Genomic DNA, 12,554 nt, shown 5'->3' on the forward strand with positions numbered 1-12,554 from the left:
AGATTATGAAGAACAAATCAGATTACGCAAAATATGCTAATTTAAGTCCTTTTGAATTAAAAGATAATTTAATTAAACTTGCCCAAAGCCATCCTGATCATGCTATGTTAAATGCAGGACGAGGTAATCCTAATTTTTTAGCAACTTGGCCGCGTCAAGCTTTTTTCCAGCTTGGTGTTTTTGCGATTCAAGAATCCGAAATGTCTTATTCTTATCTCAATGAAGGAGTAGGTGGTTTTCCAATTAAAGATGGATTAACAGGGCGTTTTGAGCATTTTATTCGTCAAAATTACAATACCCCTGGTGTTCCATTCTTAGGTAAAGCATTTTCGTATATTCGTGATCAACTTGGTCTTGATGAAAATGCATTTTTACAAGAAATGGTAGAAGGAATTTTAGGTTGTAACTATCCTGTTCCTGATCGAATGCTACGGTTCAGCGAAAAAGTCGTCAAATCCTATGTGTTAAGACAAATGGGGGCAAGCTATCTAAATATCGATGATATCGACCTTTTTGCAACCGAAGGTGGTACAGCCGCCATGGCTTATGTTTTCAATTCGATGAAAGAAAACGGTTTGATTCATAATGGCGATAAAATTGCAATTGGTGCACCAATTTTTACCCCTTATCTTGAAATTCCAGCCTTAAATGATTATCAATTAGTTGAAGTATTAATTAATTCGGATCCTAATTTAAATTGGCAGTATCCTGAATCAGAATTACGCAAATTAGAAGATCCTGCTATTAAAGCTTTCTTCCTTGTTAACCCTTCCAATCCACCATCCGTAAAAATTGATGATAAAAGCTTAAAAATTATAGCTGATATTGTTAAAAAACGTCCTGATCTCATTATTTTAACGGATGATGTGTACGGTACATTTGCCGATGATTTCCAATCTTTGTTTGCTATTTGCCCTAAAAATACCATTCTAGTTTACTCATTCTCTAAATATTTTGGGGCAACCGGTTGGCGTTTAGGAGTAATAGCAACAGCACAAGATAATGTCATTGATAAAACAATTCGATCATTGCCAAGTAAAGCAAAACAAGTTTTAAATAAACGTTATAGCTCTATTGTGACCGATCCTGAAAATCTTAAATTTATTGATCGTTTAGTTGCTGACAGTCGCGCAGTTGCATTAAACCATACAGCAGGACTTTCAACACCTCAACAAGTGCAAATGGTATTATTTGCACTTTGTGAAATGATGGACACGGATGAGAGCTATAAAACAACGTTGAAAACATTAATACGCCGTCGTGCGGCTTCGCTATATCAGCATGTGGGACTGAAACATAAAACGGATGGAAACAGTGTAGATTACTATACGCTAATCGACCTTGAACACATTTGTCGTGAACTGTATGATGATAAATTTGCCAAATGGATTCTTAAAAATAAAAATCCGTCTGAATTACTATTCAGAATTGCGGATGAAGCGGGTGTGGTGCTATTACCAGGTAAAGGATTTGCTGTGCAACATCCTTCAGCTCGTGCCTCATTAGCTAACTTAAATGAGTATCAATATGCGGCAATTGGCTTATCAATGCGTAAATTGGCTCAAGAGTATTATGATGAATACAAAGGTAAGAAAAAATAGTTGAAGATTTTAATCGTAATCATGCTTTAAATGAAAAGCCCTAATTATTCAGGGCTTTTTTATTTAATATCGAAGTTTTAATAATGAAGGAAACTAAAAATAGCATTAATAGTTAGAACATATGGGGGATTTCATAAAATCAATCAGTTATCAAAGCATTAGAAGATTTGCTTAATACTTTTTACCCAAAATCTTGGATTGTTTGTTAACCTATTGTCGCTAATTTAAATTATTAATTCTTATTAAACTTATGAACACTACCATCTCCCCATGTGCCAATGTAATAATGATTATTATGCAAAGCAAGAGCAACTGCACCGGATAACGAAGAAACTAAGGTATTTACCTTTTTAGTCTTTACATCAATCTCACGAACCATATTTGCACCATTATCAATTACGGCTACCACACTAGGCGAAATAGTGACAATACCAACACCAGGACGAGTAAAACTACTGCCCAACTCAGTTTTATTGCCATTAGGATCGATAAGAGTCAAACGACCACTATATTGAGAAACCACTAAACTATTATCAGGAAGTTCTGTAACTCCGACTGGAGTGGATAATCCTTTGACAATAATTTCTTTTTTACCATTATTTAAATCGAGTGAAACAATTTCACCTGTTGAACGATTGGTAATAAGTAATTTTCCCGATTTAGAAAATGCAATACCTGTTGGGGTATGGTATCCATCAGAAATTTTTTTAGTTTCGCCGTTAGCCGAAATTTTTAAGATATAATCATCCCCATAAGAAGCGACATAGATATTATCTTGAGCATCAATGACAATTCCTGCTGGTGATGAGATATTTGAATAAACGGTTTCTTTTTTTCCATTAGCGTTAATTTTAACGATTGAATCGCTAGACCAATTGGTAACATACATTGCGCCTGCGCTGTCAAAAGCAATACCGGTAGGCGCATTAAACGAATTAGCAATGGTTTTTAATTCGGCCATACTCATTCCGCCAAATAACGTGGAAAATAAAAAAATAATGCTAGATAATAAAAGTTTTTTCATGGTAAATGTTTCTCCTTATTACAAAATAAATATCCCATTAATGCTCAACTACAAATAATCTTAATTTTGATTTTTTTGTTGTTTTTTTAATAATTTGATACCCAATAGTGTTATAGCTATATTGATTATTGTTAGAATAATGCAGGTAAAAATTACGCCATCCCAGTCAAAGTTTTCATAAAAAATACCTAACAGATACGTACCAATACTTCCTCCAGCTAGACAAGACAAAAGATATAAAGAAGATATCGCTCCTCTTGAATTAACCGGAACAATTTGATTAAGAAGAGAAATGACTATCGGTTGAAGACCAAACACAAAAAGAAATAAACCAAAAATACCTAATGCGATACAGAGTAAATTTGTACTGTATCCTATTGTAACTACTGAAACACTTACCAATACGAGGCAGATAATTAATAAATTACCTTTAGTTATAAATTGAGATAATTTGCTTGTAATTATGCTACCAATTACAGCACTTATTCCTGCAAAATTGAGCCACCCTAATATCGTAGATGAAAGATAAAAAGGAGAGCCTTTTAAATAAATAGTTAATAATGAAAATAATCCGAGATATACAAAAAAAAGTAAAAAACCGACAATCAGAAATATAAGCACAGTCTGATTAAATAATAATTTTGCAGCGGTAAGATAGGTGCTGGTTATACTAGTGTGAAAAGAATTATTATTGGTTTTTTTGATACCGATAGGAATAAAAAGACAGGCACAAACAATGAGTGATGCATACATTAAGAAGGCTATCTGCCAAGACCAATAATCGGTCATCATTGCGACTATACTACGGCTAAAAATAATACCTACAGTAGAGGCAGAAATCATTATCCCCATTGCTTGTGGCAACTTTTCGTTAGGTATATTTTTTGCGGAATAGGCGAATAATGCTGCGGGAACGGATGCAGCAAAAAAACCTATCAATGACATAATAACTAAATAAATGTTAAAAGACTGGACAAAACTTGCTATACCTAGGCAAACAATAGTCCCAAAACTACCAAAAGCAACCAGTAATCGGGTGGAAACCTTATCTGATAACGGCCCATAAATAAAAAATGAAATCGCATAACAAAAACAAGATAGGCTAAAAATACTTCGAGCATTCAAAATATCTATATTGAAACTTGTCGAAATTTCCTGAAAAATGAGTTGGCTGATATAAACTGAACCAACTAAAAGCACAATGAGTACAGCAGAAACAAGAATACTTGTGGTTGATTGTTCTTGTTTTTTTTCCACTATGATAGTTGATTTCATAATTCAAATCCTTTTAAAGTTTGAAAAATCATGAGCCGATATTTTTACTTCATAGCGATTCGAAAAAATAGCATCTACGAAGATGATGGTTTAGTAATTTATGTTTGAGCGAAACGAATTTAAGGCATTAGCTGAAGCACATAAATTGATTTAATTATTTTTATTCGCTATGACGATTGAAAGACTAAATAAAAAAATCTATTTATAAAAATATTTATTTTGTAATATGAAATTTAAATCATCGAAGGTTGGAATACTTGTTATTATCTAAAGAATCGCAAAAGAGGAGTAATCCATTATAAAAAATTAAAATTCATTCAATTTGGTATATGATGAACATCAAGGTAAAAGATATTCCAGAATTTAATAATTAAATATCTTTCATTTTTTTATTCTAACCACATGATAAATCGAGGATAACATATTTGAAATCAGCTAAGTTTTACCCTAAAATCCATGGCAAGTAATACTAACAAGTTGAATCTGAATTGGCATTTCTACAGAGTGATTTACTCACGTTAAATTATTTTATCGCTAGATAACATCGCCATTATAAAAGCATATTGACTATTGATAGAAAAACTAAATTCATCGCTAGTTTAGAAAAAAGGAATGAAGATTTGCTTTGTATTATTTCAAGTTGTAGAAAAATGAGTTGAGTCAAAATTTATTTGAAATAATTGTCAGTAATAGATTAATTTATTTAATCTTTGAGAATTAAACTTATCTGCATCATCAAGTAAGAATATTTCAAATAACCTTTTGGAAATTATAGTGATTTAAATATAGGGAGGTTTAAGGCGTTTTGGATATATACAGTAAAAGATTACCCACTATTAAACAGTTGCAGTATTTTATCGCAGTATGTGAGGAACGAAGTTTCAGAGGAGCTGCTGAAAAGTTAAATATAAGCCAACCACCTTTATCAATTCAAATAAAAGATCTTGAAGAAAAGCTAAAAGTAACCCTTTTTTTGAGAAATCCGCATAGTGTTGTTTTAACTAAAGAGGGAGAAGAATTTAAATCAAAAGCGACATATATACTAAATGAACTTTGTTTAATTACGCGGTTAATCAAAGCTCAAGATTTAGAAAAGATCAGACTAGGCATGACTAAAACACTCAGTTTTGATTTTATTCCCTATTTCAAATTATTCTTATCAGATTTTAGCGAAGAAACTGAAATTTATAAACATAACTATACTTCTAAAGAACTGTTACAAGAACTACAAAAAGGGAATATCGATTTTGCATTTGTTTCCGACTATCAACTGAGAGATATAAATGAAAACTCTCTATTAGTTTATAAAGAACCTATGATTTTAGTATTACCAGCAAGCCATCGTTGTAGTAAGCTTGAACGTGTTGATTTAAATGACGTAACAGACTTGCCTCTTTTTTGGTTTAAACAATATCAAAACCCAGTTTTTTATGAACAATGTGAACGTGTTTTTAAAACGTTAACTTCTCCTATTGTTCGCCGTGCTGAATTAGCAGATAACTTATCTATGTTACTCGATGTATCATTAGGGAAAGGGATGATGCTCTTACCACAATCAATGACTCAAGCGAAAGTTGATGGTGTTATATATAAAAAGTTAATTAAAAATCAAGATTCGAAATTAAGAATCGATATTTTTCTTATTTGGCGTAAAAATTTAACAAGAAATCTAACAGCTGACGCAATCATTAACTATTTCAAAAAACCAAAATGAAAGTAAATAATAATTCAGATTTAAAATGAAAAAATATTGACTATTTTATTGGTTAATTATTCTTGCTTTTCCTTTGATGGAATTAGTTTACTTGTCTGAGGATAATCTACTTAATTGATGGTTTATCATATCGCTAAAAATGTCTCCATGAAAAATATGTTATTACGGTTTAATAATACGGATTATTTTAGATGGTTATTTCATGTGATAATGAAATTCACGAATAGATTGGCAGGTACATCACCGTGATATTGTTGAAACGAGTAATAACTGTTACCGATTTAAATATCGTTCTTAGATGATGTGACTTTTAATCATATTTCACATAACAATACATTTTGATGCTTTTTTATAGCATTACTTCTCTACATCAGATAATTTTTTAGTTTGGCTGCTTTTGAGAAAAGAATAATAGCTAACTGAATAAAAAAACCGATAAAGACAACAAAAATACAACTATACACATCAAAATTTACGCTTATATATACACCTAGAGCAGCACCTAAAGGTCGTGCTCCAAAAGTAACCGTCATAATCACCGATGATATTTTCGCTATCATATTATTAGGCGTAACTAGCTGTCTAAGCGATACGGTAGATATAGTCCATATGATAGGTCCAAACCCAAAAAAGAAAAAAGAAATAAAAACCAATTCTTTTATAGGATAAATAATAGTTGAAAGCATCAATATTGATGCGATAAAAGCAGATATAGGGCCTAAAATCAGTTGGAAGCCAAAATTTATCCTTGTAGATATAAACTTGTATAAAACGGATCCTAATAACATTCCTAAACCGATTAGGCTTAAGGACATCCCGACTTCAAAGGAAGTAAAAGAGAGATTATTGATAGTATAGTAAGCAAAAATCGATAATAGCAAATTAAATGATAAATTAAAGACAAAAGCCGTTATTGTGATTGGTCTTAAATATTGATTTCTGACTAGAAAAATAAAACCATCACCTAGTTCTTGAATTATATTTCTGTCTGATTTTTTTTGTACTGATTCTTTAGGTAAACATATTAAAAAAAATGCGCTAATTATCGAGAGTAAAAAAGCGAATATAAATGCTAACCCTCCAGAAAAATAGCCGGCAAGAATACCTCCTAAAGCTGGGCCAGCGATAAAAGCCACGCTTTTAGCAATTTCTATTGATCTATTGGCATTAATCAACTGTTCTTTTATGACAAAAGAAGCGACTAAAGCTGGACTAGCAACACTGTAAATAACAGTACCAATGGCTATAAAAAAACCGAATAATGCAATTTTATTTATTGAAAGATTCCCTGAAAATGTCAAATAAAATAATATAAATATAGCCACTGCACGAGCTATTTCTACTACTATCATCATTTTCTTTCTAGATACTCTATCTGCAAGAATTCCCATTGGAATAGATAGTAATAGAAACGGTAATGTATTTATCATTTGTATCAATGCCGTTTCAGATGCTGAAGCATGTATAGATAGCACCGCTATAATTGGAAACACCGCTATTATTATTTGTTCAGAGAATTGCGCACATAAATTGGAATAAGAAATCTTATGAATGAGTAATTTGTCCATGTTGTTACTTTCCTAATATTTACACTTTATGTGTATATTTGCATTTTCTCAAACTTACTAACAATCCGAATCTTGCTAAAATATCAAATTATTGTTGTCGATAAAGTCTTGATCCAATAACACTTGTTATATAACCACCAAACTTTATATAACCTGTTTTGAATCTTTTCGCTACTGCTTAGAGCACTTACGTTGATTACTCCTCCCGTTCATGTATTTTAATACCTTCCCAACCGATCATGGCTGCTTTACGGTCACTACCCCAATGATATTGCCCTAATAATCCTGTTGATTTTATCACTCTATGACAAGGAATTAAGAAGGCCACCGGGTTATCACCAATAGCAGAGCCAACCGCACGACTAGATTTAGGATTATTTATCTTATTTGCTATGTTGCTATAAGTTGATAGTTTTCCCATAGGAATTGATAACAATGCCTGCCACACTTTTAATTGAAAATCAGTACCTTTAATATGCAACTTTATTTTATTGAGTTTTGACCAGTCTTGTGTAAATACGAAGATTACATTTTGTTGAATCTGATCAGTGTATTGTCGATATTGTGCATTAGGATATAGCGCTTTCAATGATTGAAATGATGATTTTTCATCCTCAACAAAAGCGAGATAACAAATTCCTTTGGTTGTTGATGCAACGATGGTTTCACCAAAAGGGCTTTCAATAAAACTATAATTAATTGATAAGTTTTCACCGTCATTTTTATATTCTCCTGGCGTCACACCTTCAATATCAATAAACAAGTCATGTAATCGGCTCGTACTCGACAAACCTAACTCATAGGTGGTATCCAATAATGAGGCGTTTTCTTCTTTTAGAAGATTTTTAGCGTGAGTGAGACTGATATATCTTAGAAATTGCTTAGGACTAACGCCAGCCCAATTAGAAAACATACGTTGGAAATGATAAGGACTTAAATGTACATATTCTGCTGCCTGTTCCAGTGTCGGTTGAGATTTGTAATTTTCACTCAAATATCCGATGGCTTTTTTTATTCGATCAAAATCTATCTGTTTCTGTTTATGCATTATAAATACTCCTTTTTAGCAGGCGAATAAAGCAATGGAAGACATTTCTAATGTTAGCGGCTTCTTTTTTTGTGCTATTCCACAGGCTAACCAGCAATTATTCCATCTCCACCAATTAATCAATGACTGTGAATCATGATGACTAATCTGTTATGTCCATTGGTATTAGTAACAACTCTAATAGCTAAAGTTTTACCAATCTTACAGAAATACCCATAGTAAGTATCGGTGATACCCAATAGTATTATCACTAAAGTGTGCCATATCTTTTCTTAAAGCCTGTCCTAATAAACACTAAAGAAAAATCAAACTTTATTTATTACATAAAAGTATTTTTCTATTTGATCATTCTATAATGAAAAATAAATGTTACGTCTACCTCGATGATAAATCTTGATAATAAACAAGATACCAACGATATAAAAACCGAATCTTGCTATTTAAATCATTCATTTTATAAAATAAGTAGCAATTGAATGGCTTATCTTTAATCGTGTCTGTTTTAAGAAACCGCCTACTAATTTTGTTTGTATTTATTTTGCTAGCTTTTATTGGCTAGCACATACCCTTTTGATGTGGTTGCATAACAGTATATACATTCAACAGTGCAGGTATTATCTATCCCAATATCAATAGGTTGTAGGCATTGACAGATTGGTCATTGGTTATTATCTTGCTTAACCGATTATAAGCGCCCGTAATCCTTTCTAAGCATCCTTTATCGATACAAGCACGATGATTTATATTGCAAGTCGATAAGTGAATTCCTTAGCATAATTAAAGGGATATTAGTCACTTGTTCTTTTTGTCACTAAAAAATGCTAACCAATAGATTGGCCACTTGTTTTTTGATAGTAGATTGTTAACAACGTAGGCTATGATGACTAGGGAGATAGAGCCTGAAAGCACGGGAAACAATAAAAAGCTGAAATCATAATTAACCTGACTTGCTGTTAACAATATAACCAACGGATTCGCACCTGCTGGGGGATGTACACATCTAAAGAATTGCATTGCTGCAATAGCGCAACCCACCGCTAAAGCAGTAACAAAAACTGAATCACCGAATAATCTCAAAAATATAAGACCAATAAATGCTGATATCAAATGCCCCAAAATTACATTCCTTGGCTGTGCAAGAGGAGACTGAGCAACAGCAAATAAAATAACACATGAAGCCCCAAACGGCGCCATAATAAAATAGCTACCAGAATAGATAGTCAGATACTCCAGCGTTAAAATTGCCAAAGTCCCACCTAAAAATCCTTGAAATAAATCAAGTAATTTAGGTCTGCCAGGTAGTTTTTCACTACCGCCAAAAAAGAATTTTATTAATTGTTTTCCTTATAAGTTATAATGTATGAATAGCCAATATGAACAGATCTGTACACTAATTTGATGATAGTACAGATCTGTTCACTCTGCAATCTATTTGGGTGATTTATTTTGAAAAAAACAGATGAATTAATTATTAAGACTGCTGAAAAACTGTTTTATCGGACTGGTTTTTCAAGTGTAGGCGTTGATGATATAAGGGATATGTCAGGTTGTTCTAAAACCACTTTATATAATCACTTTGGAAGTAAAGATAAACTTATAGTGGAAGTATTAAAACATCGAGACTCAATATTTCGTTCAAAGCTTCAGGATTCTATTACAGAACTTAATGGGAAAAATGCTATTTTGGGAATATTTAAATGGCATAAAAAATGGTTTTCCGAAGTGGATTATAATGGCTGTTTATTCATGCGAGCAGTGGAGGAAATGCATGAAACCTTGCCTTGCGTATCGGATATACTTAGGGCGCATAAAGAATTTGTTAGAAACCTAATTTATTCAAAACTTCAAGATTATTCAGATAAAGCGTCTTTGACAAATAAACTGATGGTGATTCTTGAAGGGCTTATTAATGTAGGTGTAGAGTATAAAAATGATAAGAGTCTTCGTGATCAGATTGAACAAGACGCCATTAATTTAGTATCAGACTTGTTGAATAGGCATTAAGTATACAAGTAGGTATTCGGTAGAGTTTATTGTAATCACTTTAAGGTTATTCGTTTTTATTTATAAAAATCTAATATTTTGGAAAAATAATAATTTAAAGGTTACGATATATTTTAACTGTATATTCTAAGTTAATTCTATGTGATATTACTTAAGAAGGATAATTTATTAATTTTTTGAATTGAAACTAATTGATTAATATTTAGGAAAGATGGCGGAAGCGCAGAGATTCGAACTCTGGGAGGGTCGCCCCTCGCCGGTTTTCAAGACCGGTGCTTTCAACCGCTCAGCCACACTTCCGCAATGGCTGTGAATATTAAAGGAGTCGGGCTTATTTGTAAATAGCTATTTTTGAAAAAAAGCGTGTTTGCTTTAATTTTCGTCAATTTTAAGCATTATTCGCTTCATACTGTGACTTTAACCATCAAAATTAGTGTTGGATTGCATATAATTGAGTATAATATCCAGAAAATAAAACAGCGTGCTGAAAAATGTTAGAACAGATAAAAACAGATGATAACGGTTATTTAAAAAATTGGCAGGATTGGTCTGTTGAGCTAGTGCCAGAACTAGCGCTAAAAGAATCCATTGAATTAACTCAGGCTCACTGGGATGTTATCTTATTTGTTCGTGATTTCTATTTGGAATATAAAACGTCACCTGCGATTCGAGCACTAGTCAAGGCATTAGAAAAAAAGTTTGGACCAGAAAAAAGCAATAGCCGTTATCTATATAAATTATTTCCAGAAGGTCCAGCTAAACAAGCAACTAAATTAGCCGGTTTACCTAAACCAGTAAAATGCATTTAAATAAAAGGAAATGTTAAATTGATTAGGAACTGGAAATTAACTTTAATATTATTAGGGGTACTTGGCTATTTGCAGTACTCTTTGTGGTTTGGAAAAAATAATGTCTATGATTATCAGGAAAATGTGCATATGCTTGCCAGCTTGCATGAAAAGAATAATAAACTTAAAGCACGCAATGAACAGATGTTTGCTGAGATTAACGATTTGCAACGTGGTTCTGAAGCAATAGAAGAGCGAGCGCGTAGCCATTTAGGTATGGTAAAACCAAATGAATATTTTTACCGAATAATTATCGATTCTAATTCTCATCAATAATAAGGCATTATGTGAATAACTCGAGTAATATTATTGCAATCGTTCCGGCAGCGGGGATTGGTAGCCGAATGAAAAGCCAAACGCCTAAACAGTATCTCAAAATTGGTTCAATGACCATTTTAGAACATACGTTACATAAGTTACTATCTCATCCAAGAATAAGTCAGATTATCGTTGCTATCCATGCTCAAGATAACTTTTTTGCTACTTTGCCTATTGCGACTCATCCTGCAATTAATGTTGTGCATGGCGGTTTAACGCGCGCTGATTCAGTTTTGGCTGGGTTAAATATTCTAAACGATGAACAATGGGCTTTAGTGCATGACGCAGCCAGACCTTGTGTTGATCATAATGATATTAGTCGTTTAATTAATACTGTGTTTGAAACACAACAAGGCGCTATTTTAGCAACGCGTATTAGTGATACTGTCAAACGAGCTTACCAGACCAATGACAACGTTATCGAATCTTCAGAAGATCGTACGTATTTGTGGGGAGCTGCTACACCACAGTTATTTAAAGTCGGCGAACTAAAGTCTTGCTTAAAACAAGCTTTAAATAATCATATATCAATTACAGATGAGGCGTCAGCAATTGAATATGCTGGTGGACATCCACGCTTGGTTGAGTGCCGCCGTGATAATATAAAAATTACACATCCTGAAGATTTAGCACTGGCCACATTTTATCTAACTAACCAAATGCAAAAAGGTGATATATGCGAATAGGGCACGGATTTGATGTTCATAAATTTGGGGGGGAAGGACCCATTACTCTAGCAGGTGTAAAAATACCCTATCAATATGGATTGGTTGCACACTCTGATGGCGATGTTGTGTTACATGCGATTACTGATGCGCTAATTGGTGCATTAGCATTAGGCGATATTGGAAAACTTTTTCCTGATACTGATCCTAAATATAAAGGAATTGATAGTCGCATATTACTCAAAGAGGTCTATAGCATTGTTCAAGCAAAAGGTTACCAGTTGGTCAATTTAGATACCACTATTATTGCACAAGAACCGAAAATGCGTCCTCATGTTGATCAAATGCGAGTTAATATTGCCGAAGATCTCAATGTTCATTTTGATCAAATCAGTGTTAAAGCCACCACGACTGAACAACTAGGCTTTACTGGGCGCAAAGAAGGTATCGCATGTGAAGCCGTAGTATTACTCTCTCAAAAACGTTAAA

General features: G+C 33.0%; 12 protein-coding genes and 1 tRNA gene. 7 read left to right on the forward strand and 6 right to left on the reverse strand.

The window, feature by feature from the left end:
* The first annotated feature begins 5 nt into the window (after nucleotides 1-5).
* Nucleotides 6-1,601, forward strand: coding sequence for a bifunctional aspartate transaminase/aspartate 4-decarboxylase (locus tag GYM75_RS02735; protein WP_220216647.1), 1,596 nt, complete (start codon nucleotides 6-8; stop codon nucleotides 1,599-1,601).
* A gap of 232 nt (nucleotides 1,602-1,833) precedes the next feature.
* Here the strand turns inward: GYM75_RS02735 and GYM75_RS02740 are convergent, their stop codons facing one another.
* The gene (locus tag GYM75_RS02740; protein WP_220216648.1) at nucleotides 1,834-2,625 is read right to left on the reverse strand and encodes an SMP-30/gluconolactonase/LRE family protein; all 792 of its coding nucleotides are present in this window, start codon (nucleotides 2,623-2,625) and stop codon (nucleotides 1,834-1,836) included.
* Nucleotides 2,626-2,685: 60 nt separating this feature from the next.
* On the reverse strand, nucleotides 2,686-3,900 hold the full coding sequence (locus tag GYM75_RS02745; RefSeq protein ID WP_220216649.1) for an MFS transporter: 1,215 nt from the start codon (nucleotides 3,898-3,900) through the stop codon (nucleotides 2,686-2,688).
* Nucleotides 3,901-4,705: 805 nt separating this feature from the next.
* Here GYM75_RS02745 and GYM75_RS02750 point away from each other — a divergent pair.
* Entirely contained in the window at nucleotides 4,706-5,614 is a 909-nt protein-coding gene (locus tag GYM75_RS02750; protein WP_220216650.1) for a LysR family transcriptional regulator, read from the forward strand.
* A 365-nt stretch (nucleotides 5,615-5,979) separates the two neighbouring features.
* Here GYM75_RS02750 and GYM75_RS02755 read toward each other — a convergent pair whose 3' ends face one another.
* The 3 genes from GYM75_RS02755 to GYM75_RS02765 form a co-directional block, all read right to left on the reverse strand.
* A complete protein-coding gene (locus GYM75_RS02755; protein WP_220216651.1) occupies nucleotides 5,980-7,182 on the reverse strand; it encodes an MFS transporter in 1,203 nt (400 codons plus the stop codon).
* Nucleotides 7,183-7,378: 196 nt separating this feature from the next.
* Nucleotides 7,379-8,230: a methylated-DNA--[protein]-cysteine S-methyltransferase gene (locus GYM75_RS02760; protein ID WP_220216652.1), complete on the reverse strand. Its 852-nt coding sequence runs from the start codon at nucleotides 8,228-8,230 to the stop codon at nucleotides 7,379-7,381.
* Between the two features lie 792 nt (nucleotides 8,231-9,022).
* Entirely contained in the window at nucleotides 9,023-9,562 is a 540-nt protein-coding gene (locus tag GYM75_RS02765) for an HPP family protein (protein ID WP_370632155.1), read from the reverse strand.
* 114 nt (nucleotides 9,563-9,676) lie between these two features.
* Between GYM75_RS02765 and GYM75_RS02770 the strand changes: the two genes are divergently transcribed.
* Nucleotides 9,677-10,234, forward strand: a complete 558-nt coding sequence (locus tag GYM75_RS02770; protein WP_220216654.1) for a TetR/AcrR family transcriptional regulator — start codon at nucleotides 9,677-9,679, stop codon at nucleotides 10,232-10,234.
* A gap of 212 nt (nucleotides 10,235-10,446) precedes the next feature.
* Here GYM75_RS02770 and GYM75_RS02775 read toward each other — a convergent pair.
* Nucleotides 10,447-10,534, reverse strand: a tRNA-Ser gene (locus GYM75_RS02775).
* Nucleotides 10,535-10,725: 191 nt separating this feature from the next.
* On the opposite strand from GYM75_RS02775, the gene GYM75_RS02780 reads away from it, so the two are divergent.
* Genes GYM75_RS02780 through ispF form a run of 4 tightly spaced genes read left to right on the forward strand, consistent with a single transcriptional unit; the run spans nucleotide 10,726 to nucleotide 12,553 of the window.
* Entirely contained in the window at nucleotides 10,726-11,043 is a 318-nt protein-coding gene (locus GYM75_RS02780; protein ID WP_220216655.1) for a TusE/DsrC/DsvC family sulfur relay protein, read from the forward strand.
* A gap of 21 nt (nucleotides 11,044-11,064) precedes the next feature.
* A complete protein-coding gene (gene ftsB, locus GYM75_RS02785) occupies nucleotides 11,065-11,358 on the forward strand; it encodes a cell division protein FtsB (RefSeq protein ID WP_220217273.1) in 294 nt (97 codons plus the stop codon).
* A gap of 11 nt (nucleotides 11,359-11,369) precedes the next feature.
* Nucleotides 11,370-12,086: a 2-C-methyl-D-erythritol 4-phosphate cytidylyltransferase gene (ispD, locus tag GYM75_RS02790; RefSeq protein ID WP_255556820.1), complete on the forward strand. Its 717-nt coding sequence runs from the start codon at nucleotides 11,370-11,372 to the stop codon at nucleotides 12,084-12,086.
* Nucleotides 12,077-12,553: a 2-C-methyl-D-erythritol 2,4-cyclodiphosphate synthase gene (gene ispF / locus GYM75_RS02795; RefSeq protein WP_220216656.1), complete on the forward strand. Its 477-nt coding sequence runs from the start codon at nucleotides 12,077-12,079 to the stop codon at nucleotides 12,551-12,553. The genes ispD and ispF overlap by 10 nt, the downstream gene beginning before the upstream one ends.
* Nucleotide 12,554: the final 1 nt, after the last annotated feature.

It is taken from the genome of Gilliamella sp. ESL0441 (assembly GCF_019469185.1).
Lineage (GTDB): Bacteria > Pseudomonadota > Gammaproteobacteria > Enterobacterales > Orbaceae > Gilliamella.

What these genes read in the sequence shown, in the direction of transcription:
- GYM75_RS02760 (WP_220216652.1), bottom strand. Translation starts at nt 8,230, where the DNA reads ATGCATAAACAGAAACAGATAGATTTTGATCGAATAAAAAAAGCCATC.
- GYM75_RS02740 (WP_220216648.1), bottom strand. Translation starts at nt 2,625, where the DNA reads ATGAAAAAACTTTTATTATCTAGCATTATTTTTTTATTTTCCACGTTA.
- GYM75_RS02755 (WP_220216651.1), bottom strand. Translation starts at nt 7,182, where the DNA reads ATGGACAAATTACTCATTCATAAGATTTCTTATTCCAATTTATGTGCG.
- GYM75_RS02735 (WP_220216647.1), top strand. Translation starts at nt 6, where the DNA reads ATGAAGAACAAATCAGATTACGCAAAATATGCTAATTTAAGTCCTTTT.
- GYM75_RS02780 (WP_220216655.1), top strand. Translation starts at nt 10,726, where the DNA reads ATGTTAGAACAGATAAAAACAGATGATAACGGTTATTTAAAAAATTGG.
- GYM75_RS02745 (WP_220216649.1), bottom strand. Translation starts at nt 3,900, where the DNA reads ATGAAATCAACTATCATAGTGGAAAAAAAACAAGAACAATCAACCACA.
- ispF (WP_220216656.1), top strand. Translation starts at nt 12,077, where the DNA reads ATGCGAATAGGGCACGGATTTGATGTTCATAAATTTGGGGGGGAAGGA.